The sequence below is a fragment of the Nocardia sp. NPDC047648 genome, assembly GCF_040642815.1.
GTDB lineage: Bacteria > Actinomycetota > Actinomycetes > Mycobacteriales > Mycobacteriaceae > Nocardia > Nocardia gamkensis.
The window spans coordinates 80,842-105,674 of the sequence record NZ_JBEYSX010000011.1 but is presented as its reverse complement, the minus strand read 5'-3'; the positions used below and the strand labels follow the sequence as shown (position 1 = coordinate 105,674).

The following is a 24,833-nucleotide window of genomic DNA, read 5'->3' as shown; positions in this document are numbered from 1 at the left end:
GTACCGTTGAGCCAACGTTGGTGGTTGTCACCGGCCTGCGGTGGCGAAGTTTCACCGGGGAGGAACACGGCCGGATGCCGCGGTGGGCGATAGTCGTCGAGGAAACAACGGGCTCGGGCGAGCAGAAGCGCTGGTCACCCCGGATTCTCACCGAAGTGGTCGGCACGCGCGCGCAGGCATTGGCGAAGCTGGCCGGCGTGCTGCCCACCTACACTCCCGAACATCCCAAACTGCGCGGCCGCCGCATCGTCCTGCGCGACGGCGACACCTACTTGCTGATGGTTCGTGGCTGGTCGGACGATTACCACTGCATCTTCCGGGTGTGGGAGATGGTCTCGGACAGCGATCGTCCGGAGAACCCCGGCACCCCGCACGACCGGCTCACGGACCGGTGAACCAATTCGGCGTATCGAGCCGGAACACTTCGCCGGGCGTCAGCATGCGCAGATCGCGTTCCAACTCGGCCAGCCGGTGCGCGCCGAGCAAGTTCGCCCAGCGGTCGTGGATCCGGTCGAAGGCGCACGCCGATCGGGTCAAGACATCCTCGGCGCGTTCGGTCAGCGTGTAGACCTTGCGGCGCGCGTCGGTCGGATCGTGCCCACGGCGCAGGTAGCCCTGCCGCTCGAGCGTCTCGATGTGCTTGCCGGCGGCTTGTTTCGAGACGCCGAGCGCGCGCCCGAGGTCCGCGGCCGTGCAACCGTAGGGCCCGCCCGCGCGGCCGACCGCCTGGAAGACGAAGCCGTGCATCGGCCGCAACTCGGCGTGCCCGTGCTCGGCCAGTTCGGCGTGCACCTCATCGACCACGGCGCGGAAGCCGAGCAGCATGCGCAGCGGCAACTCGTAGCCACCCGCGTCACTTGACATGATGGACAACCTCGTTGACTATATAGACAACCATGTTGTCTATCTTAGGTGGTAGCCCGATGACCGTCATCCGACACTCCGACACCCGCCGCACCGAAACCCCGGGCGGCGTCATGACCACACTCGCCTCGCCCACCCAGGGCGGCTCCGGGCTCGCGCTGTGGCGGGTCGAGGTACCCGCGGACACGGCCGGACCGCTGCACTTCATCGACGCCGAACAGATCTGGACCGTCCTGGCCGGACGCATCGACATCGCGCTCGACGGCACGGAACTCACTGCCGCCGAGGGCGATACCGTGATCCTCCCGGCGAACGTCCTGCGGCAGGTGCGCACCGGGAACGGCTTCACCGCCATCGTCACCGCACCGGCGGGCGCCCGGGCCGGAACACCGGACGGCGACGGCACGATCGTCCCGCCGTGGATCGCCTGACCGGTCACCGAGCGGTTTGCACGGCCACCGCGGCGCGCATCCCGGCGGTGATCGTCGCGATGTCGCCGGAGGTGCTGATGAACGGCGGCATGGTGTACACCAGGTTGCGGAACGGACGCAGCCACAACCCGGCGGCCACCGCCGCGTCGGTCGCGGCGCGCATGTCCACCGGACGGTCCAGCTCGATCACACCGATCGCGCCGAGCACCCGCGCCTCCACCACACCGGGCAGGCCGCGCACCGGAGCCAGGCCCGCCGCCAGTTCCGCCTCGATCCGGGCCACCTCGCCGCGCCAGTCGCGCGAGCGCAGCAACTCGATCGACGCGACGGCGACCGCGCAGGCCAGCGGGTTGCCCATAAAGGTGGGACCGTGCATGAGCCCGCCGTGCGCCGCGCTGATCGTCTCGGCGATCCGCGTGGTGCACAGCGCGGCGGCGAGGGTGAGATAGCCGCCGGTCAGCGCCTTGCCGACGCACATCACATCCGGGCTCACCCCGGCCACGTCGGCCGCGAACAGCGTGCCGGTGCGGCCGAATCCGGTCGCGATCTCGTCGAAGACCAGCAGCACTCCGTGTTCGTCGCACAGCCTGCGCAGGTCGGTGAGATAGCCGGGGTGATGCCAGCGCATCCCGCCCGCACCCTGGACGAGCGGCTCCACGACGACCGCCGCGAGTTCACCCGCGTGCGCGGCGATCAGGCGCTCCAGTTCCGCCGCGTACTGCGGCCGGTACTCACTCGGTGGCACCGGCGCGAACACCTGGTTCACCAGGACGTCGGTCCACAGCGAGTGCATGCCACCGTCGGGGTCGCACACGCTCATCGGCGTGAACGTGTCGCCGTGGTACCCGCCGCGCCAGGTGAGCAGCCGCCGCTTCTCCGGCTTGCCCAGCGAGCGCCAGTACTGCAGGCACATCTTCACGGCGACCTCGACCGACACCGACCCGGAGTCGCACAGGAACACTTTCTCCAGCCCGGCCGGTGTCGATTCGACCAGCAGTTCGGCCAGCCGGGCCGCGGGCTCGTGGGTGAGCCCGCCGAACATCACGTGGCTCATCCGCCGCGACTGGTCGACCAGCGCGGCGTCGAGCACCGGATGCCGGTAACCGTGGATGGCGGCCCACCAGGAACTCATGCCGTCGACCAGCTCGCGGCCGTCGGCCAAGGTCAGCCTGGTGCCCGCGGCGGCGGTCACCACCAGCGGTTCGGTCGTCGCCGGGAAACCACCGTAGGGATGCCAGACGTGTTCGGCGTCGAGTGCGGTGATCTCGTCGGGGGTCAGTGCCACAGGAATCCTCGCGTCACGGCCCCGGCCGTCCGGGGCGGCTTGAACGCCGTTCAAGTTAGCACCCGAGCTGGTTGGCCCCCTCGGGCAGGTCGGCGGAGTCCGGCCGTTTCCCGACCCCGTGGGCCGCCCCGAGATATTCTTTGACTCAGTCAAAGATTGGAGCAGACGTGACCGCCGCCGACATCGCCGCCGTCCGCGAGTTCAACCGCCACTACACCCGGGTGATCGGCGTACTGGGCGAGGGACTGCACGACAGCCGGTACTCGCTGACCGAGGCGCGAATCCTGTTCGAACTGGCGGCATCCGACGCGACCGAAGTGGTCGCGCTGCGGCGCGCGCTCGACCTCGACGCCGGCTACCTCAGCCGCATCCTGGCCCGGTTCGAACAGTCCGGTCTCGTGCGGCGCAATCGCTCCGGCACCGACGGCCGCCGCCAAGAGGTGCGGCTGACCGACCGGGGCAGGGAGGTCTTCGCGACGCTCGATCAACGCTCCAGCGACGAAGTCGGCGCGCTGCTCGACGGGCAACCGCGAGCCAATCGGGTCCGGCTGATCACGGCGATGCGAACCATCCAGCGGATTCTGGACCGGCCCGCCGCCGCGCCCGCCTTCTCGCTGCGAGCCCCACGCTCCGGCGATTACGGCTGGGTCATCCAGCGCCATGCGGAGCTCTACGCGAACGAATACGGCTGGGACGCGACCTACGAGGAACTGATCGTGCGCATCGTGGCCGATTACCTGGCTTCCCGCGACGAGCGGCGCGAGCGCGCCTGGATAGCGGAAGCGGACGGTCACCCGGTGGGCAGCGTCTTCTGCGTTCGCGAGGACGACAGCACCGCGCGGCTGCGATTACTGCTGGTGGAGCCCACCGCCCGCGGCCTCGGCGTCGGTTCGGCGCTCGTCGGCGAGTGCCTGCGCTTCGCCACCGCGGCCGGCTACCGCGAGATCGTGCTGTGGACCAACGACGTGCTCACGGCGGCGCGGCGCGTCTACCAACGGGCGGGCTTCGAGCTCGTCGACCAGACCCCGCACCACAGCTGGGGTCACGACCTGGTCGGCCAGACCTGGCGGCGGGCGCTCACCCCCGGAGATTGACGCGCCAACACCGCGGGGGCCATACCCTCTCCGCTCGCCCCCTGCCCGACACGCTCGAGGGGCAACCGGGACGGTTACCCGGCCGTGTCCGGCCTTCCCGCGACGGGCCGCACCCGGCGGTGTCGCGCGCGTCGCGGCACTTCTCGGCTACCGCCGCCGCTGGCCGGAAAACGCCTTCGACCTCCCCTGATCCGGTCGGCCGGAACCACCCGCACTGCGAAATGCCCCGCTGGCGCTACTGTCGTTGCCATGGCTCAGCCCGACGCAGCGCCCGGCGACGCGACCCCACTGGGTGTCTGGCCCGGCACCGCCTATCCCCTCGGGGCCACCTACGACGGCGCGGGCACCAATTTCTCGGTGTTCTCGGAGGTTGCCGACGCGGTCGAACTCTGTCTGATCGACGGGGACGGCGCCGAGACGCGGATCGCGCTCGACGAGGTCGACGGCTATGTCTGGCATGCCTACCTTCCCGCGATCGATCCCGGTCAGCGCTACGGATTCCGGGTGCACGGCCCCTACGACCCCGACCGCGGCTTGCGCTGCGACCCGAGCAAGTTGCTGCTCGATCCCTACGGCAAGGCGTTCGACGGCGACTTCGACGATGACCCCTCGCTCTACACCTACGGACTGGACTCGCTCGGCCACACCATGACCGGCGTGGTGATCAACCCGTACTTCGACTGGGGCGCCGACCGCGCGCCCAACCGCCCCTATCACGAGACCGTGATCTACGAGGCGCACGTCAAAGGCATGACGATGACCCATCCCGACGTGCCGGAGGAATTGCGCGGCACCTACTCGGGCATCGCGCACCCCGCGATCGTGGATCACTTGAAGGGGTTGGGCGTCACCGCGATCGAGCTGATGCCGGTGCACCAGTTCCTGCACGACCGTGTGCTGTTGGACCAGGGACTGCGCAATTACTGGGGCTACAACAGCTTCGGCTACCTCGCGCCGCACAACGGGTACGCCGCGATGGACCGCGCCGGGTCGGCGGTCACCGAGTTCAAGGCGATGGTGCGCGCACTGCACGCCGAGGGCATCGAGGTGATCCTCGACGTGGTCTACAACCACACCGCCGAGGGCAACCATCGCGGTCCGACGATCGGCTTCCGCGGCATCGACAACGCCGCCTACTACCGGCTGGTCGACGACGATCCCTCGCACTACATGGATTACACGGGCACCGGCAACAGCCTCAACGTGCGCCACCCGCACACCTTGCAGCTGATCATGGACTCGCTGCGCTACTGGGTCCTGGAGATGCACGTCGACGGCTTCCGCTTCGATCTGGCCGCGACGCTGGCGCGGGAGCTGCACGACGTGGATCGGCTCTCGACGTTCTTCGACCTGGTGCAGCAGGATCCGGTGGTGAGCCAGGTCAAGCTCATCGCCGAACCGTGGGATGTCGGCGAGGGCGGCTACCAGGTCGGCAATTTCCCCGGCCTGTGGACGGAATGGAACGGCAAGTTCCGCGACACCGTGCGCGACTACTGGCGCGGCGAACCGGCGACGCTGGGCGAGTTCGCCTCTCGGCTCACCGGCTCCTCGGACCTCTACGAGGCCACCGGCCGCAGGCCGAGCGCGAGCATCAACTTCGTCACCGCGCACGACGGATTCACGTTGCACGACCTGGTGTCCTACAACGAGAAACACAACGAGGCCAACGGCGAGGACAACCGGGACGGCGAGAGCTGGAACCGTTCGTGGAACTGCGGCGCCGAAGGGCCGACCGACGATCCGGGCATCCTCGCCCTGCGCGCCAGGCAGAGCCGCAACCTGCTCGCTACGCTGATGCTCAGCCAGGGTGTGCCGATGCTCGCGCACGGCGACGAGATGGGCCGCACCCAGCACGGCAACAACAACGTCTACTGCCAGGACTCGCCGCTGGCCTGGATGGACTGGTCGCTGCGGGAGGAGAACGCCGAGCTGCTCGAATTCACCCGCGCGGTGATCGCGTTGCGCACCGAGCACCCGGTCTTCCGGCGCCGCCGCTTCCTGGCGGGCGGCCCGACCCGTTCGGCGGGCGGCGCCCGCGACATCGCCTGGCTCACCCCCTCCGGTGAGGAGATGACCGAAGCGGACTGGGACAGCGGATTCGGCAAATCGCTGGCGGTCTACCTCAACGGCGCGGCGATTCCCGAGCCCGGCCCCCGCGGCGAACGGATCACCGATGACTCGTTCCTGCTGTGTTTCAACGCCCACGACGAGGCTATCGACTTCGTGCTACCCCGCACCGGCGACGGCGGGGAATGGTCGGTGGCATTGGATTGCTCGACGCCGACCGGCCTGGCCGACGCCGGATACCCCGGTGGCGCGACCGTCACCGTCGAAGCTCGCTGTCTCCTCGTCCTCCGCCAGGCCTCCTGACCAGAATGCTGATGAACCCACCCGATTCCACCGAGATGCACGTGACCGACCCGGTATCGCTGCGCCGCAAGCCCGCCCGCCAGACGACGATCCGCAGCGCCTACCGGCTCCAGCTACGACCGGACGCGCTGACCTTCGCCGAAGCGCGCGCCATCGCGGAATACCTCCAGCAGCTGGGCATTTCGCATCTCTACCTCTCACCGATCCTGACCGCCACGCACGGCTCGACGCACGGTTACGACGTCACGGATCCGACCACGGTCTCCGCCGCCCTCGGCGGGCCGACGGGGCTCAAAGCCCTCGCCGACGAAGTGCGCAGCCGGGGGATGGGACTGATCGTGGACCTGGTGCCCAATCACGTCGGAGTGGCCGATCCGCGACAGAACGCCTGGTGGTGGGACGTCCTGCGGAACGGTCAAGAGTCCAGGTTCGCGCCGTACTTCGACATCGACTGGAGTCCCGGCAACGGCGCGGGCGGGCGGCTGGCGCTTCCGGTGTTGCAGAGCGAGAACGATCCGGCCGCGTTGACCGTGGACCGATCCGGCGCCGAACCCATGCTCGCGCTGCACGATCTGCGTTTCCCGATCGCGCCGGGCACCGACGGCGACAACGCCCTGCGCATCCACGACAAGCAGCACTACCGCCTGGTGAGCTGGAAAGCCGGGCTGTGCACCTACCGGCGGTTCTTCGCGGTCAGCAGCCTGGCCGCGATCCGGCAGGAGAACTCGGAAGTCTTCGAGGTCACCCACCGGGAACTCGCCGCGTGGTGCGAGCACGACCTGATCGACGGCGTGCGCATCGACCATCCGGACGGTCTGGCCGATCCGGCAGGCTATCTGACCCGGCTGCGCAGGCTGATCGGCCCGCACCGGTTGCTGCTGGTGGAGAAGATCCTGGCCAACCGCGAACCGTTGGACGCGACGCTGCCGATCGACGGCACCACCGGCTACGAGGCGCTGGCCGATTTCGGCGGCGTGCTGATCGATCCGCGCGGGGAACACGCGCTCACCGAACTCTCGCGCCGGGTCGCCGGGCACGGCAGCGACCGGGCCTGGATCGGCGAGACCGAGCACCGGATCAAGCGAGCGGTCGCGGAAACCATTCTGACGCCGGAGATCCGGCGGCTGGTCGCCGCCATCAAACAGGATGCGAACGCCGAGAGCTTCGACACCATGGCGCTGACCAACGCCACCATCGAAGTGCTGGCGTTCATGCCGGTGTACCGGGCCGACTACGCGCCGCTGGCCGGGATGGCGGGCGCGGTGATCGCCGAGGTGGAGAAGCGCAACAGCGAGCTCACCGCGCCGCTGGCGGTCCTGGTCGCGGCGCTGGCCGCCGACGGGGCCGCGGCGGTGCGCTTCAGCCAGGTCTGCGGCGCGGTGACCGCGAAGGCGGTCGAGGACACCATGTTCTACCAGGCCGCGCGGCTGGTCTCGTTGCAGGAGGTCGGCGGCAATCCGGCGCGTTTCGGTCACTCGCTCAACGAATTCCACCTGTCCAATAGCCAGCGCGCGCAGCTGTGGCCCGCGACCTTGACCACACTGTCCACGCACGACACCAAACGCGGCGAGGACGTGCGCGCCCGTATCGGCGTCCTGTCCCAGGCCGCGGAGACCTGGGCGCGCAATGTCGACTCCTGGCTGGAGACCGCTCCGGCGCCGGACGGCGCGACGGCGCTGTTCCTGCTACAGAACATGTTCGGGGTGTGGCCCGCGGACGGCAGACCCGCCGCCTCGGTGCCCGGCCTGCGCGAACGCCTGCACGCGTTCGCCGAGAAAGCCATCAGGGAGGCGAACACCAAGACCTCCTGGGAGGAGCCGGACGCCGAGTTCGAGTCCGCCGTGCACGCGTGGCTGGACGTGGTGATCGACGGGCCGGTGGGCTCCGAACTCGGTGACCTGGTGCACGAGCTGGCCCCGCACGCCTGGTCGGACTCGCTGTCGCAGAAACTGCTGCAACTGTGCGGGCCGGGCATCCCGGACGTCTACCAGGGCTGTGAGCTGTGGGAGGACTCCCTCGTCGACCCGGACAACCGCAGGCCGGTGGACTTCGCCGCCCGTGCGGGCATGCTCCAGTCGCTCACCGGCACACCGGCGCTGGACACCACCGGCGCGGCGAAGATGTGGATCGTCGCCTACGCGCTGTGGTTGCGCCGCGAACGTCCCGATTGCTTCGTCGGCGGCACGTACCGGCCGCTGTTCGCCACCGGCGACCACGCGGCCAAGGTGGTGTCGTATGCCCGCGGCCGCACCGGCGAGCCGCCCGAGGTCATCGTCGCCGCCACCAGGCACAGCGTGAGCCTGGCCGAGACCGGGTGGGGCGATACGTTCCTCGACCTGCCCGCGGGCAGCTGGACCGACCGGTTGACCGGCCACACCTTCCAGGGCCGGGCCAGGCTGGAGAAGATGTTCGGCAGGCTGCCCGTCGCGCTACTGGTGCGCTGAGAGCTCGAGCGGGGGCGGCGCGTCGGGCACCGCGGGAACCCGCTCGAGTTCCTTCGCGAAATCGCCACGCACCTGCTCGAAGGTCTTCTCCGGGATCACACCGCCCAGCTCTTCGCGCCAGCGCCGCAGATTCGCGGGCTGGTAGTCCAGCGCGTCCTGCGTGCTGACCGACAGCCGGACGCCCTGATCGGTGGGCGTGGCGATCCGCCGCCAGGAATCCCAGTGGAAGCGGCGGCTGCGCGGATTGCGCAGGGTGCGCACCAGATTCAGGACGCGGTAGCCGATGCTCAGCGAATCGTGCAGCCGCATGTGATCGCCCTTGGTGGTGTCGCAGCGCTTGGACAGCGCGTCGAGCCGATCCCGGTCGAAGGCCAGCCCGACCGACTCCGCCTCCCGGACCATCCACTGCAACGTCGCGTCGGACAGGCCGCATTCGGCGTAGCCGCCGCCGATATCGGTGTGCACGCCGGGGAACCACACCTGCTTGACCCGCTCGAAACCGCGCCGGTACTTCACGGTCGGTTCGACCGGCACCTCCCACAGGGACGGCTCGAAGTTGCGCCGCCGTTCATCGATGGCCAGCGCCTGGCGGGCACAGTGCACGTGGCGGGAGAGCTTGACGTCGTGGAAGCGGTGCCGCAGCGAGGTGACGCCGGGGACGCCCAGCGCGCCGACGGTGTCGAACACGCCGAGGAAGTCGATCTTCGCTCTCCTGCAATTCTTCCGGCGGAACTCCTGCCATTCCTCCGGCTCGGCCGGATCCGGGTCCTCGGGCGTCGGCGCGGGCGGGCGCTGCCGATAGATGCGCAAGGCGTCCGGGTACCTGCCCGCGATCATCGCCTCCGGGGTCATGATCCCGATCCGGCTGATCAGACCGGCCAGGCTGCGCGCGGTGAAGGCGCCGCGACTGAAGCCGAAGATGTAGATCTCATCGCCCTTTTCCCAGTTCAGGGCGAGATGCCAGTAGGCGGACGACAGGTTGGCCTCGAGTCCGAGTCCGAAGGCGCCGCCCAGGAGGCGATCGCTGAGGAAGCCGCGGGCGCCCGGGCCGGAGACGTAGGTGACCCACTGCTGGATCGTCTCCCCCGCCGGGCCCGGCGCGTCGAAGCGGATCGTCTGCGCGATCTTGACGATGTTCGACACCGTACTGCTCGATTCGGCCTTCCAGGTGCCGTCGCAACATACAACGAGACGTTTCATGCGCTGATCCTCCCGCTGCTGTCCCACCGAAACCCGCGTATTCCACTACTCGAATTCATCGCGTGGGACGGGAAAGCGTTAATGCGGGGTGCGCTACGGCGTGTCGCCGGGCCGCTCGCCCAGACCCGCGAGCGCCATGCCGATCAGCCACCGCGCCGCCGCGAGCGCTGCCGCCGCCAGCACCGCGATCTGCGGCGAGCCCGTGATCAGGACCAGGACGAGGCAGGTCGCCAGCCCGACGACGAGTGCATCGAGCTTGTAGGCCGGCCACGCGCTACCGGCGATGTCGATCGTGGTGCCGCGCGCCGAAGAGTGAACGACCGCCATCTCCTCAGGGTAGTCGGAACAAGAAGTTCGGGCCAGCGAACTTTTGTCGCAGGGAACACACCGATCGGCCGCGGTGTTGCGGCAGACATGCCACTGACAGGTGAATACGAACCGAGCACATCCGACTGGGCCCGCGAGCAAGCCGAGAAGTACGAGAACTCCGGCGGCACCGAGGGCGCGACCTTGCAGGGCAAGCCCATCATCCTGCTCACCACCAAGGGCGCGAAGAGCGGAAAGCTGCGCAAGACGCCGCTGATGCGAGTCGAGCACAACGGCGAGTACGCCGTGGTCGCCTCCTTGGGCGGCGCGCCGAAGCACCCCGTCTGGTACCACAACATCAAGGCCGAACCGCACGTGGAGTTGCGTGACGGCGCGGTCAACAAGGACTACACCGCGCGCGAGGTCTTCGGCGAAGAGAAGGCGCAGTGGTGGGAGCGCGCGGTCGAGGTGTGGCCGGACTATGCGAACTACCAGACCAAGACCGACCGTCAGATCCCCGTCTTCGTCCTCACGCCCAGGTAGTTTCCTACGCAGGTGACCAGCGTGTCACGGCCACCCGCCGCAGCTCACCGGCGCGACGGGTGGCACCATGATTGGGGTGTCCAATCCGCTTGATGTCCTCGACGCATTGTCCGCTTCTCGCCCCGCGCTCACCGCGGACGAGATCGATGCTGCCGCCAAGCGAATTGCCGACGTCATCGATCCGACCCCCCTCCAGCACAGCGAGCGGCTGTCCAAGCTCACCGGGGCGACCGTCTATCTGAAACGCGAAGACCTCAGCGCGGTTCGCTCCTACAAGCTGCGCGGCGCCTACAACCTGGTGATCCAGCTGACCGAGGCCGAACGCGCCGCGGGCGTGGTCGCGGCCAGCGCGGGCAACCACGCCCAAGGCGTCGCGTTCGCCTGTCAGACGATGGGGATCAAGGGCCGCATCTACGTCCCGACCACGACACCGAAGCAGAAGCGCGACCGCATCCGGGTGCACGGCGGCGAGTTCGTCGAGCTGATCGCGGTCGGCGAGACCTACGACGCCGCCGCCGCGGCCGCCGCGGCCGACGTGGAGCGCACCGGCGCGACCATGGTTCCGCCGTTCGACGACGCGCGCACCGCCGCCGGTCAGGGCACCATCGCAGCGGAGATCCTGGAGCAATTGGACGGAACGCCGGACCTGGTGATCGTGCCGGTGGGTGGCGGCGGCTGCCTGGCCGGTATCGGCACCTATCTGCGGGCGCGTTCCCCGCGCACCGCCATCCTGGGCGTCGAGCCCGCGGGCGCGGCCTCCATGACGGCGGCCCTGGTGGCGGGCGGTCCGGTCACCCTGCCGGAGATCGACCCCTTCGTGGACGGCGCCGCGGTGCGCCGGGTCGGCGCCGTGCCGTATGCCGCGGTGGCCGGATTCGGCGGGCGAGTGGTCTCGCACGCCTCGCTGCCGCTGCTGACCGTCACCGAATCGCCCAGGGGCGCGGGCGCTTTCCAGATGATGCAGGTCGACGAGGGCGCGATCTGCACGACCATGCTCGATCTGTATCAGAACGAGGGCATCATCGCCGAGCCCGCGGGCGCGCTCACCACGACGGCGCTGGCGGAGATCAGCGTGGAGCCCGGGTCGACGGTGGTGTGCCTGGTGTCCGGTGGCAACAACGATGTGTCCCGGTACGGCGAGATCATCGAGCGCTCGCTGGTGCACAGCGGCCTCAAGCACTACTTCCTGGTGGATTTTCCGCAGGAGCCCGGCGCGCTGCGCCGTTTCCTCAACGAGGTGCTCGGCCCCGAGGACGACATCACCCTGTTCGAGTACGTCAAGCGCAACAACCGGGAGACGGGCGCGGCGCTGGTCGGCATCGAACTCGGTGCCCCGGACGGCCTGGGGCCGCTGCTGGAGCGGATGCACCATTCCCCGATCCAGTGCGAGCGCCTCGAGCCCGATTCCCCGGCCTACCGCTACCTGACCTGAGCGAATTGTCCGCGGTTCGAGCCGACCCGAGCGGGATGTCCGGCGGGTCGACCCGGCCTGAGCCCCATCCTCGGCGGGTCGACTCCACCTCAGCCGCATCCCCGAGGGGTCGAGCCCACCTCAGCCGCATCCTCGACGGGTCGAGCCCACCCCAGCCGGACCGCCGCCGAGTCAGGCCGCCTCAGCCGGACCGCCGCCGGATCAGGCCACCTTGCGGACCGCCCTGAGTCAGGCCACCTTGGGCGGACCGCCGCCGGATCAGGCCACCTTGGGCGGACCACCGCAGGGTCAGGCCGCCTTACGGACCGCCGCCGGATCAGGCCACCTTGGGCGGACCGCCCTGGGTCAGGCCGCCTTACGGACCGCCGCCGAGTCAGGCCACCTTGGGCGGACCGCCGCAGGGTCAGGCCGCCTTGGGCGTTTCCACCGCTGGTATCCGGCGGCGGGAAGCGCGCAGGCAGTTCATCATGAGCGGCAACAGCCAGAATGCCGCCGTCTGGTCGTAGCTGAGCTGCGCGGCGGACAACCGGTTGTGCACGAAGCCGACCGACAGGCCGAGCCGGGGTTCGGCCCAGCCGAAGGAACCGCCGAGGCCGATGTGCCCGAATCCGGCGTGGGCGCCCGGCACGGGCAGCGAGTGGTAGCCCAGCCGCCACATCATCGGCAGGTAGAACAGCGCGCGGTCGGGCTGATAGGTCTCGACCCGGCGCAGCGCCTTGATGGTGCGGCGGCCGAGGTACCTGCCGCCCGCCACGGTGCCGTCGCCGGCGAGCGCGCCGTACATCGTGGCCAGCGCCGGCGCGGTGCACACACCGTTGCCCGCGCCGAGTTCGGTCTCCAGGATCGGCGGGCTCGCGCCCTCGAGAATGGCTTCCAGACCGGGCAGGAACAGGCAGCGGGTTGCGGCCCCGAGCGCGCCGGGAATCCGGTGGCTACGGCCGAGAACCGCGGCCCCCAGCGGCCTTCCGAGCATGCTCAGCTGCGTGCCCGCCAGCGGCGCGTAGGTGATCGCCGCGTCGGCCGGTGGCTTGCCCAGATGCAGGCCGTCGATGCCGAGCGGCTCGGCGACCTCCGTCTGGAACAGTTGGGCCAGGCTCGTGCCGGTGATCGCGCGGGCCAAGCCGCCGACCAGCCAGCCGAAGGTGAGCGCGTGGTAGGTGGGCACGCCGAGCAGGCGGTCGGGCTTCGCCGCGGCCAGGCGCTGCTCCATCAGCTCGTGATCCAGCACGTCGGCCAGTCCGCCGGTGGCGAGCGGGGCCAGCGCGGACAGTCCCGCCCGGTGGGTGAGCAGCTGGCGGACGGTGATCTTGCGCTTGCCGTTGGCGCCGAATTCCGGCCAGTACTCCGCGACGGGGGCGGAATAGTCGAGCAGCCCGCGGTCGGCGAGACGATGCACGACGGTGGCGGCGATCCCCTTGGTGGCCGAGAAGATGATCGTGCCGGTGTCTCTGGTCCACGGAGCGTCACCGGCGGAACCGATCCAGATGTCGATCAGCGGCTCTCCGTGCCGGTGCAGCGTGAACGCCGCACCCGCACCCCGGCGAGTGCCGAACGCCCGTGCGAAAGCACGCACGAACGGTGCGAATTCGGCGGCGGCGCTGCCACCCATCCCCGGGGGAAGAACCGCGAGGTCCCCGGAAGCGACGTTGCTCATCTCTCCACGGTAATGGCATGGGACGATTCCGGCAAAGTGCCTGTCTCGGACAGTTGCCCGCCCGTAATCCGAAACCGCCCGAAAGGCGGCCCGGAGCTGGGATTCCACGCTATCGGCGCGGGCCGGGCAGCGCGGTTTCCAGCAGGGTGAAGGAGTGGCCGGGAACGGTTGTGGCGGAAGGGCCGATCGTCGGGGATTCCCAGGACAGCAGCGGGATGCCCGCGATCGGGATCGCGACCTGGTCCTCGCCGAGGTTGCACATCAGGGCCAGCGTGCCCCGGCGCACGACGATCCATCGCGCGGCCTCGTCGTAGTCCACCGAAACGTGGGTCAGCCAGGGGTCGCTGAGCTCCGGCCGGTCGCGGCGCAGGGCGAGCAGGGCGCGATAGCAGGACAGCAGCCGGGCGTGCTCCGGCTCGTCGGCTTCGGTCCAGTCCAGCTTGGAGCGCAGGAACGTCTTCACGTCCTGCGGGTCGGGCACCTCGCCTGCGGGCCAGCCGTGTGCGGCGAACTCCTTCTTGCGCCCGGATGCGGTGGCGGCGGCGATTTCCGGGTCGGTGTGCGAGGTGAAGAACTGGAACGGCGTGCGCGCCCCCCACTCCTCCCCCATGAACAGCATCGGCGTGAACGGCCCGCACAGGACGAGGGCGGCTTTGATCGCGAGCTGGCCGTCGGTCAGGTAGGCGCTGGGGCGGTCACCGAGCGCCCGGTTGCCGATCTGATCGTGGTCGCAGGTGTAGCCCAGCAGGGCGCTGCCCGGGATCAGGCCGCGATCGATCGGCCTGCCGTGCGTGCGGCCCCGGAAGCTGGAATACGTTGCGGCGTGGAAGAACCCGTGCTTCAAGGTGCGGGCCAGGCAGCGCAGCGAGCCGAAGTCGGCGTAATAGCCCTGCCGCTCACCGGAGACGGCGGTGTGCACGGCGTGGTGCAGGTCGTCGTTCCACTGCGCGGTCAGGCCGTAGCCGCCTGCCGCACGCGGGGTGATCAGCTTCGGGTCGTTGAGATCGCTCTCCGCGATCAGCGTCAGCGGCCTGCGCACGTGGGTGGCCAGCCGCTCGACGGCGACCGACAGCTCGGCCAGCAGGTGGGTGGCCGTGCGGTCGACCAGGGCGTGCACCGCGTCCACGCGCAGCGCGTCGATGTGGAAATCGCGCAACCAGCGCACCGCGTTGTCGAGGATGTATCCGCGCACGTGGTCGGACTGCGGGCCGTCGAGGTTGAGACTCTGCCCCCAGGTGTTGCGGCCCTCGGTCAGGTAGGGCGCGAAGCGCGGCAGGTAGTTGCCGGACGGGCCGAGATGGTTGTAGACGACGTCCAGGCAGACCGCCAGTCCCCGCAAATGGCAGGCGTCGACGAAGCGCTGGAGGCCGTCGGGGCCGCCGTAGCTCTCCTGCACCGCGTACCAGAGCACGCCGTCGTAGCCCCAGTTGTGCGTGCCGTCGAAGGCGTTCACCGGCATCACTTCGACCACGGTGACGCCGAGTGCGACGAGATGGTCCAGCCGGTCGATCGCGGCATCGAAGGTGCCCTCGGGGGTGAACGTTCCGATGTGCAGTTCGTAGTAGACCGCCCCGGCGTGCGGCCGCCCGGTCCAGTCCGCGTCCGTCCACCCCGCCGGATCGAGGGTGTGCAGCGCCGAGCGGGCGTGCACCCCGTCGGGCTGGCGCGGCGAGCGGGGATCGGGCAGCACGGTCGGGTCGTCATCGAGCAAGAAGCCGTACCTGGCTCCGCTCGCGGCCGGAATATCGGTGCGCCACCACCCGTCCGGCGACCGCGTCATCGAGTGGACGACACCCTCCAGATCCAATCGCACCGCCTCCGGCCGCGGCGCCCACACCTCGAACAAAGTCACCGCGCCAGCATCGCACGGGCACACCCGGCCCGCCGGATACGGACACCGGCCTCGGGCGCAGCGGCACCTGCGGCTCGGGCTTGCCCGCCAACCGGCCGAAGTCGCTTCACTCGGTCCGCGCGACCACGCTGACCGGGCGGGCACCGGGTTGTGGCCGTAAGGCCCTGGCCCGGACGGGCGATGCCTGCAAGAGTGGAGGTGTGGGTGTCTATGCGGAGCACGTGGTTCCCCGGATCGTCAACCTGGCCTGTGGGATGCGGGACCTGGATCCGCTGCGCGAGCGGGCCTGCGCCGATCTGCACGGGCAGGTCGTGGAAGTCGGTTTCGGTTCGGGATTGAACGTGCCGTTCTACCCGGCGACGGTGGCGTCGGTGCGTGCGGTCGAGCCCGCCGATCTGGGCTGGCGGCTGGCGAGCGACCGCGTCACCGCCGCCACCGTGCCGATCGAGCGGGCCGGGCTGGACGGGCAGGCGCTGCCCTTCCCGGACGACACCTTCGACTGCGCGCTGTCGACCTGGACGATGTGCACCATTCCCGACATCGCCGCCGCGCTCGCCGAGGTGCGCCGGGTGCTCGTCCCCGGTGGGACCCTGCATTTCGTCGAACACGGGCTGGCGCCGGACGAGAAGGTGCGGGCGTGGCAGAACCGGCTGAACCCGGTCCAGAAACGACTGTTCGGCGGCTGCCACCTGAACCGCGATATCCGCGGTCTGGTGACAGACGCCGGTTTCGAGATCCGCGACGCCGAGTCGTTCTACGGGGAGCACGCTCCCCGCTTCCTGGTCGCCCAGACGCTCGGTGTCGCGGTGTCGCCCTGACGGTCAGACGATGCGGACCGACAAGGTATAGGTCGCGTTGCCGCGACTCGGCTCCACCGAGATGGTGTAGTAGCCGCTGCGCGGCAGGGTGATCCGGCTCCAGGTCTCCTCGAGGCACAGGACGCTTCCGTCGGGGGCGGCGGTGGTGAACCGCGCGTTGCCCTCGACCGAGGTGAGTTCCGTGATCAGCGTCTGCCCGGCCCGGGCCTCGAACGCGTAGGTGTCGGCGTCGCCGCGAACCACCGCGCCGTCGATGGACGCGTGGTCGCTCCCCGGCGCGAACTCGATCTCATACACCGACCCCGCGTTCGCGGCGCCCGCGCCGACCGCCGCGACGGCGAACGCGGTCGCGAGCACGGTGGCGCCGAGTACGAGCAGGCGCAGGCTCCGGAGTATGGCTTGCATGACGATCCTCTTTCCTGGGAGTGGACGACTTGCCGAGAACTGTCCGCCACCCCGCCAATCGAATGCTTAACAGGCGCTTGGACATCGGAACACCGCAGGTCGGAGCCTCGCCAGAATATACTGTAACGATCTGTTCAAAACCATGCTAGCGTGAACCCATGCCACGCCCCAGGTTGTTCGACGAGGACCGCGCGCTGGACGCGGCGATGCACGCGTTCTGGCGCACGGGGTACGAAGCGACCTCCACCGAAGACCTGTGCGCCGCGACCGGGCTGGGCCGCAGCAGCATCTACAACACCTTCACCAGCAAACGCGACCTGTTCGAGCGCGCCCTGCGCCGCTACATGACGACCAAGAACGCAGCGACATTCGACCTGCTCGACAGCCGGACGGAGGTGCGCGCGAAGGTCCACGCACTGCTGTGGCAAATCGTCGAGGCTCCCGAGGAAGACCCGCTCGGCTGCCTCGTGGTCAATTCGACGATCGAGTTGGCCCCGCGCGACCCCGAACTGGCCGCCGTACTCGCCGCCGACCAGGAGCGACGGCTCGCCGTGCTGACCGACGCGTTCGAAGCGGCCAGACGCGCGGGCGAGATCGCACCGGACAAGAAGCCGTCCGCCCTGGCCCACTTCGTGATCGCCACCATCGGCGGCATGCGAGTAGCCGCACGCGGCGGCGCGGATCGCGAGACACTGGCCGCCATCGCGACTACCGCGCTCGACGCGCTCTGAACCTTCCACCCTGGCGACGGCTTTGCCGTGCCCTCATTTTGGATAGATCAGTACAATATAAGGAGGTACCGATGCCCGTGGCGATCTACGTCCTGGGTTTGTCGATCTTCGCCCAGGGCACCTCGGAGCTGATGCTCGCGGGCCTGCTCACCGAGATGGCCGCAGACCTGGGCGTCTCCGTGCCGCGCGCGGGCCTGCTCATCTCGGGGTTCGCCTTGGGCATGCTGGTTGGCGCGCCGGTGCTGGCCGTGGCGACGCTGCGCTGGTCGCGGCGCACCGCACTGCTCGCCTTTCTCGCGGTGTTCGTCGGCAGCCACGTGGTCGGGGCGCTGACCTCGGACTACTGGGTGCTGTTCGGGACGCGGGTGGTCGGCGCGTTCGTCTACGCCGGATTCTGGGCGGTCGCGGCGACGACGGCGATCGGACTGGTTCCCGCCGGCGCGCGCGGCAAGGCGATGAGCATTGTCGCGGGCGGGCTCACCCTGGCCATCATCATCGGGCTCCCGGCGGGCACCGTGATCGGGCAGCAACTGGGTTGGCGGGCGGCGTTCTGGGCGGTGGCGCTGCTGTCGGCGGCGGCCGGGATCGGCGTGCTGGCGAAGATCCCCGGCGGACGGACCGGCGCGCCGCCCCGAATCCGCACCGAACTGCGCACCATGACGCGCCCCGCGCTCTGGCTGTCCTACGCCACCACCGCCCTCGCCATCGCCGCCCTGATGGTCACCTTCGCCTACCTCGGCGCTCTGCTGTCGCGCGTCACCGGTCTGGCGGACGGCTGGATCCCGGTGGTACTCGGCGTCTACGGGCTCGGCGCGTTCCTCGGCATCGCCGTCGGTGGGCGCACCGCCGACACTCGCCCGCTCACCAGCCTGTACGTCGGCATCACCGGCGGCGTGCTCACCTCGGCCCTACTCGCCCTCACGATGGAACATCCCGCGCCCGTCGTGCTGTCGTCATTCCTGTTGGGGGCCTTCGGGTTCGGCATCAACCCGACCTTGAACAGCCGCGTCTTCACCCTCGCGGGCGACGCGCCCACCCTCGCGGGAGCCACGAACATCTCCTCGTTCAACGTCGGCATCACCGCGGGCCCCTGGCTCGGCGGTCTCGCCATCGGCGCGGGCCTCGACTACCCGGCGGTGGCCTGGATCGGCGTGCTTCTCGGCGTGGCCGCACTCGCCGTCGTGGCGTGCAGCCACGCATTGCACCGCAAGGAGCTCGTGCGAGCTGCCGCCGACCCGACACCAGCCCCGCTACTGGCCGACATGGTCTGACAGTTCCTTCGCAAAGGCAGCAGCCCTGCCCCGGCCCCGTGCAGCCGGATGCAGGGCCGCTGCTGCGGTCGGTGGGGCCTGTTCAGCCCGGCCGTCGACATCCCCGCCACGGACGCAAGCGCCGGCAGCACCGAAACGACATACCGTCATCCATTGCGGAGCCCGAGCAAAGGATCGACCCGGCGATTCCCCGGAACCCGGCGCTCAGCCTGCCAAGCAGCCCGGGCCGAGCAGCGCCTTGAGGTCGCCCATCAGTGCCGAGGACGGTGAGACTCGCAGGCGTTCGTCGAGTTTCAGCAGCGTGGTCTTGTCTCGGGCGCCGACGTGCCGGATATGCACATCCGAGGTGCCGGGGTGCCTGGACAAGACCCGCTTGAGTTCGCCGATCTTGTCCGGCGTGCACATCCGGGTGGTGACGGTGACCGCGAGCGGCTTCGCGACGCCGACCGCCGACAGGTCGGGCACGGCGAGATCGTTGGCGATCAGCGAGATCCGGTCGTCGCGGACCGAGACGCGCGCCTTGACCAGCACCACGGCGTCCTCCACGACGTCCATCCCGTACACCGAGTACGACTGCGGGAAGAACAGCACCTCGATGCCACCGGTGAGGTCTTCCAGCTGCGCGGAGGCCCAGGCCAGGCCGTTCTTGTTGATGCGCCGGTTCACCGAGGCCAGGATGCCGCCGACGGTCACCTGGGTGCCGTCCTTGATGTCGCCCTCCAGGATGGCGGGGATCTGCGTGTCGGCCTGCGCCGCGAGCACGTGCTCGACGCCGTTGAGCGGATGCCCGGAGACGTACAGGCCGAGCATCTCCCGCTCCAGGGCGAGCCGGTGCTTGGACTCCCACTCCTCGTCGGGGACCTTCACGTTGAACACCGAGGTCACCGACTCGTCCGCGTCCAGGCCGCCGAACAGGTCGAATTGACCGATCGCCTCGGCCTTCTTGGTGGCCATCACGGCGTCGATGGCATCGGAGTGGATCAGCATCAGGCCCTTGCGCGGATGCCCGAGGGAGTCGAAACCGCCTGCCTTGATCAGCGATTCGGTGACCTTCTTGCTCGCGGCGATGGCGTCGATCTTGTTCAGGTAGTCGGAGAAATCGGTGAACTTCGATTTCTCCTTGCGCGCCTGGATGATCGAGGAGACGACGTTCGCGCCGACGTTGCGCACCGCGCCGAGACCGAAGCGGATGTCCTTGCCGACGGAGGCGAAGTTCTGCTCGGACTCGTTGACATCCGGCGGCAGCACGGTGATGCCGAGGCGGCGGCAGTCGGAGAGGTAGACCGCGGCCTTGTCCTTGTCGTCGCCCACAGAGGTGAGCAGGCCCGCCATGTACTCGGCCGGGTAGTTGGCCTTGAGGTAGGCGGTCCAGAACGAGACCAGGCCGTAACCGGCGGCGTGCGACTTGTTGAACGCGTAGCCGGCGAACGGAAGGATGGTGTCCCACAGCGCCTTCACCGCAGCCTCGGAGAAGCCGTTCGTGGTCATGCCCTCGTGGAAGCCCTTGTACTCGGCCTCGAGCACCTCGAGCTTCTTCTTACCCATGGCCTTGCGCAGCGCGTCGGCCTTGCCCATCGAATAGGAGGCGACCTTCTGCGCGATGAACATGATCTGCTCTTGGTAGACGATCAGGCCATAGGTCTCGGCGAGGATGTCCTTGAGCGGTTCCTCCAGCTCGGGGTGGATCGGCTTGATCGGCTGCCGCCCGTTCTTGCGGTCGGCGTAGTCGTTGTGCGCGTTCATGCCCATCGGGCCGGGGCGGTAGAGCGCGAGCACGGCGACGATGTCGTTGAAGCCGGTGGGCTGCATGCGGCGCAGCAGGTCGCGCATGGGACCGCCGTCGAGCTGGAAGACGCCGAGCGTGTCGCCGCGCGAAAGCAATTCGTAGGTCGCCGGGTCGTCCAGCGGCAGGTTGTCCATGTCCAGGTCGATGCCGCGGTTGGCCTTGATGTTGTCCAGCGCGTCACCGATGACGGTGAGGTTGCGCAGACCGAGGAAGTCCATCTTCAGCAGGCCGATGGCCTCGCAGGACGGATAGTCCCAGCCGGTGATGATCGCGCCGTCCTGGGGCCGCTTCCACACCGGGATGGCGTCCATCAACGGTTCGGAGGACATGATCACCGCGCAGGCGTGCACACCGGCGTTGCGGATCAGGCCCTCGAGTCCGCGCGCGGTCTCGTAGATCTTGGCCACGTCCGGGTTGTTGCCGATGAGTTCACGGACCTCGGCGGCCTCTTTGTACCGCTCGTGATCGGGGTCCATGATGCCCGACAGCGGGATGTCCTTGGCCATGATCGGCGGCGGCAGCGCCTTGGAGATCTGGTCGGCGATGGCGAAGCCGGGCTGGCCGAACTGGACCCGCGCCGAGTCCTTGATCGCGGCTTTGGTTTTAATCGTGCCGAAGGTGATCACCTGGGCGACCCGGTCGGTGCCCCACTTCTCGGTCGCGTAGCGGACCATCTCACCGCGACGGCGATCGTCGAAGTCGATATCGATATCGGGCGCGGACGGGCGCTCCGGGTTGAGGAACCGCTCGAACAGCAGGCCGTGCGGCAGCGGGTCGATATTGGTGATGCCGAGCGCGTAGGCCACCAGCGAACCGGCCGCCGAACCACGGCCGGGGCCGACCCGGATGCCGACCTCCCGCGCGTGCTTGACGAGGTCGCCGACGACGAGGAAGTAGGCGGGGAAGCCCTTCTGCTTGATGACGTCCAGTTCGAAATAGGCACGGCTGTAGTACTCGTCGGGCACGCCGTCCGGGAACCGGCGCGCCAGGCCGCGGTCGACCTCTTTGCGCAGCCAGGAATCCTGGTCCTCGCCCTCGGGCACCGGGAAGATCGGCATGCGGTCCTTGAAGGCCCACACGTCGTCGTAGGACTGGACCCGCTCGCCGATCAGCACCGTGTTGTCGCACGCGCCGGGCACCTCGGCGTCCCACAGCGCGCGCATCTCTTCGGCGGACTTCAGGTAGTAGCCGTCACCGTCGAACTTGAACCGCGTGGGATCCGACAGCGTCTTGCCGGTCTGCACGCACAGCAGCGCCTCGTGGTTGGCGGACTGGTCCTTGGTGACGTAGTGGCAGTCGTTCGTGGCCAGCGCCGGGATGCCCAGCTGCTTGCCGACGTTCAGCAACCCCTCGCGGACCCGGCGCTCGATGGACAGGCCGTGGTCCATGATCTCGAGGAAGAAATTCTCCTTCCCGAAGATCTCCTGCCACTTGGCCGCGGCCTCGAGCGCCTCGCGTTCGTGCCCGAGGCGCAGGCGGGTCTGCACCTCGCCGGAGGGGCAGCCGGTCGTCGCGATGATGCCTTCGGCGTACTGGGCGATGATCTCCGCGTCCATGCGCGCCCACTTGCCGAGCTGGCCCTCGATGGAGGCCAGCGAGGACAGTTTGAACAGGTTGCGCAGGCCGGTCGCGTTCTCGGCGACCATGGTCATGTGCGTGTAGGCGCCCGAGCCGGAGACGTCGTCGCCCTTCTGGCTCGGATCGCCCCACTGCACGCGCTTGGTGTCGAACCGGGAGGCGGGCGCGATGTAGGCCTCGATGCCGATGATCGGCTTGATGTCGTGCTTCTTGGCCGAGTTGTAGAACTCCGAGGCGCCGTACATGTTGCCGTGGTCGGTCATCCCGACCGCGTTCATCCCCAGCCGTTTCGCCTCGCTGAACAGTGGCGAGATCTTGGCCGCACCATCGAGCATGGAGTACTCGGTGTGGTTGTGCAGATGGACGAACGATCCGGACGAGGCGGCCAAGACGGTCCTTCCTCCCAAGGTCTCGACGGGGGTTGGCTGGACCGATTCTAGGCGTGCCCACCGACTGCTTCGGACCGGCGCGCTGGCGCCACTCGGGCGTCCGGCGTGTCGGTGGGGAAGATCACCGGCGCGTCCTGGGGACTCGCCGTGCGAGTGGCCGATTTCCGCGAGTGTCGGGATCTTGCCGAATTCGGGAACACCCGAACGGCGGCCGCGGCCCGGCGGTAATCTCTGCTTCCCTCCCCACGACGATGCCGGCGCTTCTCGGGGACGGGCCAGCACGGCAGACCGGATTTTCCCGAAATCGTGGAGGTGTCGATGAATTCGACGACAGCGCTCTTGATGGTCCCCGCTACGGCGATGGCGGCACTGGCCGCGACGGCCGCGCCCGCCGCGGCCGCGCCCGCCGCGTTCGCCACCGTGTACACCCTGGCCCAGGGGCCGTGCGTGGGGCAGGTGGAGATGTCGGTCAACGGCAACGCCTACCCCAACCAGGCGGCCTTCACCGTCGGCGCGACGCTGGTCGGCGCCGGGCCGTGCACGCTGCCGGTCACGCTGAACTACCGCAACGTCGACACCGGCCAGGAAGGTACGTTCCAAGTGGTCGCGCAGGGCCCCGGCTACTGGGGCAACAGCGGCCACTCCGCGCTGTTCCTTCCTGGCATCGGCAAGTTCACCGCGACGGTCACCATCGGCGCGGCGCACTTCCCCGAACCCGGCACCATCGAGTTCACGGTCCCGCAGTACCAGGGCTGAACTCCCGTAGACCGGACCGGACCGGCCCGGACCGCGCCGCGGCACCGGTGAGATCGGCCCAGCCGCCGCGGGGCGACGCGCTGTTGCCCGAGCGATCGTCCCGCAGGCGCTGCCGGGCCGTGCGCGCCGGGTGGTTGCCGCACCCGGGCGCCTTCCGGCGCTGTGATCACCTGACGCTCACTCGGCCCCGGACGGCCACCCTTCCACGCACGATTGCGGCCGACGCGATAATCAGCCCATGCAGTCCGTGCGCCGATGCCCGCCATGACCACCGCACTCGCCGTCGCTGCGGCGGCGGCGCTGATCGCCGGGGCGCTGCTGATCTGGTCGCGCACCCGCAGAGTGGTGACCACCCCCGCGGAGCGGGCGGTGCATTCGGCGTTGCACACCGCGTCGCTGGCGGCGGTCCCGCTGCGGCGCGGGTTGACCGAGCAGTCCGCGCGGGAGGCGGCGCCGCACCTGCGCGCACTCACCGGCGCCGAGGCGCTCGCGCTGGCCGACCCCGACGGCACATTGCTCGCCTGGGACGGCCCGCACGCCGAACTGGCCGAGTACTTCGGCGAAGCCGCCGTGCGCGCCGTCGCGGGCGAGCGCCCGGTGCTCGTCGCCGGACCGGGACGCGGCGAACACGCGGGACGCACGCTGATCGCGCAACCGCTGCTGGTCGAATCCAACGGCGTGGCCGGTGTACTGGGAGTCGTGAGCGCCGGGCAGCCGGGACCGGGGCGGCTGGGTGCGGTCGCCGAGGTGGCCCGGTACGCCTGCGGGCAGCTCGAACTGGCCGAACTGGACGCGTCGCGGGCCCGACTGGACCGCGCCGAGGTGCGCGCGCTGCGGGCCCAGATCAGCCCGCACTTCATCTACAACGCGCTGAACACCATCGCCTCGTTCGTCCGCACCGACCCGGCGCGGGCCCGCGAGCTGATCCTCGAGTTCGCCGACTTCACCAGGTACTCCTTCCGCGCCGCCGGCGAATTCACGGTGCTGTCCGACGAGTTGCGCAACATCGAGCGGTACCTCGCGCTGGAACGCGCCCGTTTCGGCGACGCGCTACAGGTCCGGCTGCGGATAGCGCCCGAGGTGCTCGGCGTGGTGCTGCCCTTCCTCGCGCTGCAACCGCTGGTGGAGAACGCGGTGCGGCACGGGCTGGCGGGCACCGCGCACGGTGGCACCGTCAGCATCGTCGCCACCGACGCGGGCACCGACTGCGTGATCAGCGTCGAGGACGACGGCGTCGGCATGGACCCGGATCTGCTGCGCTCCGGCGCGCTGGACGCCGTCGACACCGGGACGGGCCCGGCGGCCTCCGGTGAGGCCGCGCACGTCGGGCTGGCCAATGTCGACGACCGGTTGCGCGCGGCCTTCGGCGACGACTACGGCCTGGTCGTGGAAACCGCGCCCGGCGCGGGCACGAAGGTCAGCCTCCGAGTCCCCAAGTTCCGCGCTGGCATCCGGGCATAAGACCGGCACACGACACCGACGACCGACCGGCGCGCCACCCCCGCATCGCTGAGAGCATCGGCTCGACGCGCCGCTGCGGAAACGCCAGGCCACCCGAGGGCGACGCCGCCGAAGTGCGGGCGGGCGTCGGTCGACTCCAGCGGGCCGACCGCGGCCTCGAGGT

Annotated in this window: 20 protein-coding genes; 12 read left to right on the top strand and 8 right to left on the bottom strand. The window is 69.5% G+C overall.

Features of this window, described 5'->3' with window-relative positions; genetic code table 11:
- The first annotated feature begins 20 nt into the window (after positions 1-20).
- Complete coding sequence (locus ABZ803_RS22850) at positions 21-395, top strand: hypothetical protein (RefSeq protein WP_357041555.1); 375 nt, start codon at positions 21-23, stop codon at positions 393-395.
- Here the strand turns inward: ABZ803_RS22850 and ABZ803_RS22845 are convergent.
- Positions 382-864: a MarR family winged helix-turn-helix transcriptional regulator gene (locus ABZ803_RS22845; protein ID WP_357041552.1), complete on the bottom strand. Its 483-nt coding sequence runs from the start codon at positions 862-864 to the stop codon at positions 382-384. The genes ABZ803_RS22850 and ABZ803_RS22845 overlap by 14 nt on opposite strands.
- A 59-nt stretch (positions 865-923) precedes the next feature.
- Between ABZ803_RS22845 and ABZ803_RS22840 the strand changes: the two genes are divergently transcribed.
- Positions 924-1,295 (top strand): cupin domain-containing protein, encoded by a 372-nt coding sequence (locus tag ABZ803_RS22840; protein WP_357041549.1) that lies wholly within the window; start codon positions 924-926, stop codon positions 1,293-1,295.
- A 4-nt stretch (positions 1,296-1,299) separates the two neighbouring features.
- Here ABZ803_RS22840 and ABZ803_RS22835 read toward each other — a convergent pair whose 3' ends face one another.
- Entirely contained in the window at positions 1,300-2,580 is a 1,281-nt protein-coding gene (locus ABZ803_RS22835) for an adenosylmethionine--8-amino-7-oxononanoate transaminase (RefSeq protein WP_357041547.1), read from the bottom strand.
- Between the two features lie 167 nt (positions 2,581-2,747).
- Between ABZ803_RS22835 and ABZ803_RS22830 the strand changes: the two genes are divergently transcribed.
- The 3 genes from ABZ803_RS22830 to treY all read left to right on the top strand — a co-directional run bounded on the left by ABZ803_RS22830 (position 2,748) and on the right by treY (position 8,488).
- Positions 2,748-3,674 (top strand): helix-turn-helix domain-containing GNAT family N-acetyltransferase, encoded by a 927-nt coding sequence (locus tag ABZ803_RS22830; protein WP_357041544.1) that lies wholly within the window; start codon positions 2,748-2,750, stop codon positions 3,672-3,674.
- Between the two features lie 249 nt (positions 3,675-3,923).
- Complete coding sequence (gene glgX / locus ABZ803_RS22825; protein ID WP_357041541.1) at positions 3,924-6,044, top strand: glycogen debranching protein GlgX; 2,121 nt, start codon at positions 3,924-3,926, stop codon at positions 6,042-6,044.
- Positions 6,045-6,079: 35 nt separating this feature from the next.
- Positions 6,080-8,488, top strand: a complete 2,409-nt coding sequence (gene treY, locus ABZ803_RS22820) for a malto-oligosyltrehalose synthase (protein ID WP_357042005.1) — start codon at positions 6,080-6,082, stop codon at positions 8,486-8,488.
- Here treY and ABZ803_RS22815 read toward each other — a convergent pair.
- Together ABZ803_RS22815 and ABZ803_RS22810 are read right to left on the bottom strand one after the other, a co-directional pair.
- On the bottom strand, positions 8,474-9,688 hold the full coding sequence (locus tag ABZ803_RS22815; protein WP_357041538.1) for a DUF2235 domain-containing protein: 1,215 nt from the start codon (positions 9,686-9,688) through the stop codon (positions 8,474-8,476). The genes treY and ABZ803_RS22815 overlap by 15 nt on opposite strands.
- Before the next feature lie 93 nt (positions 9,689-9,781).
- A complete protein-coding gene (locus tag ABZ803_RS22810; protein ID WP_357041535.1) occupies positions 9,782-10,015 on the bottom strand; it encodes a hypothetical protein in 234 nt (77 codons plus the stop codon).
- 87 nt (positions 10,016-10,102) lie between these two features.
- Between ABZ803_RS22810 and ABZ803_RS22805 the strand changes: the two genes are divergently transcribed.
- Together ABZ803_RS22805 and ilvA are read left to right on the top strand one after the other, a co-directional pair.
- Positions 10,103-10,537 (top strand): nitroreductase family deazaflavin-dependent oxidoreductase, encoded by a 435-nt coding sequence (locus tag ABZ803_RS22805; RefSeq protein WP_357041532.1) that lies wholly within the window; start codon positions 10,103-10,105, stop codon positions 10,535-10,537.
- A gap of 76 nt (positions 10,538-10,613) precedes the next feature.
- Positions 10,614-11,969 (top strand): threonine ammonia-lyase IlvA, encoded by a 1,356-nt coding sequence (gene ilvA / locus ABZ803_RS22800; RefSeq protein ID WP_357041529.1) that lies wholly within the window; start codon positions 10,614-10,616, stop codon positions 11,967-11,969.
- Positions 11,970-12,372: 403 nt separating this feature from the next.
- Here the strand turns inward: ilvA and ABZ803_RS22795 are convergent, their stop codons facing one another.
- Together ABZ803_RS22795 and treZ are read right to left on the bottom strand one after the other, a co-directional pair.
- Positions 12,373-13,623, bottom strand: a complete 1,251-nt coding sequence (locus ABZ803_RS22795; RefSeq protein WP_357041526.1) for a serine hydrolase domain-containing protein — start codon at positions 13,621-13,623, stop codon at positions 12,373-12,375.
- Positions 13,624-13,732: 109 nt separating this feature from the next.
- A complete protein-coding gene (treZ, locus tag ABZ803_RS22790; RefSeq protein WP_357041523.1) occupies positions 13,733-15,475 on the bottom strand; it encodes a malto-oligosyltrehalose trehalohydrolase in 1,743 nt (580 codons plus the stop codon).
- Positions 15,476-15,675: 200 nt separating this feature from the next.
- On the opposite strand from treZ, the gene ABZ803_RS22785 reads away from it, so the two are divergent.
- Entirely contained in the window at positions 15,676-16,293 is a 618-nt protein-coding gene (locus tag ABZ803_RS22785) for a class I SAM-dependent methyltransferase (RefSeq protein WP_040865979.1), read from the top strand.
- Between the two features lie 3 nt (positions 16,294-16,296).
- On the opposite strand, the gene ABZ803_RS22780 is transcribed toward ABZ803_RS22785, so the two are convergent.
- Entirely contained in the window at positions 16,297-16,698 is a 402-nt protein-coding gene (locus ABZ803_RS22780) for a hypothetical protein (RefSeq protein WP_357041519.1), read from the bottom strand.
- A 158-nt stretch (positions 16,699-16,856) separates the two neighbouring features.
- Between ABZ803_RS22780 and ABZ803_RS22775 the strand changes: the two genes are divergently transcribed.
- Both ABZ803_RS22775 and ABZ803_RS22770 read left to right on the top strand, forming a co-directional pair.
- Positions 16,857-17,429 carry a TetR/AcrR family transcriptional regulator gene (locus ABZ803_RS22775; RefSeq protein WP_357041517.1) on the top strand — a complete coding sequence of 191 codons (573 nt, stop codon included), beginning with the start codon at positions 16,857-16,859 and terminating at the stop codon, positions 17,427-17,429.
- Positions 17,430-17,500: 71 nt separating this feature from the next.
- The gene (locus tag ABZ803_RS22770; RefSeq protein WP_357041514.1) at positions 17,501-18,700 is read left to right on the top strand and encodes a Cmx/CmrA family chloramphenicol efflux MFS transporter; all 1,200 of its coding nucleotides are present in this window, start codon (positions 17,501-17,503) and stop codon (positions 18,698-18,700) included.
- Positions 18,701-18,904: 204 nt separating this feature from the next.
- On the opposite strand, the gene dnaE is transcribed toward ABZ803_RS22770, so the two are convergent.
- Positions 18,905-22,453 (bottom strand): DNA polymerase III subunit alpha, encoded by a 3,549-nt coding sequence (gene dnaE, locus ABZ803_RS22765; protein WP_357041511.1) that lies wholly within the window; start codon positions 22,451-22,453, stop codon positions 18,905-18,907.
- A 318-nt stretch (positions 22,454-22,771) separates the two neighbouring features.
- Here dnaE and ABZ803_RS22760 point away from each other — a divergent pair, with 318 nt between their 5' ends.
- Both ABZ803_RS22760 and ABZ803_RS22755 read left to right on the top strand, forming a co-directional pair.
- Positions 22,772-23,209, top strand: a complete 438-nt coding sequence (locus tag ABZ803_RS22760; RefSeq protein ID WP_357041508.1) for a hypothetical protein — start codon at positions 22,772-22,774, stop codon at positions 23,207-23,209.
- Between the two features lie 264 nt (positions 23,210-23,473).
- Positions 23,474-24,670, top strand: a complete 1,197-nt coding sequence (locus ABZ803_RS22755) for a histidine kinase (protein WP_040865970.1) — start codon at positions 23,474-23,476, stop codon at positions 24,668-24,670.
- Positions 24,671-24,833 lie beyond the last annotated feature (163 nt).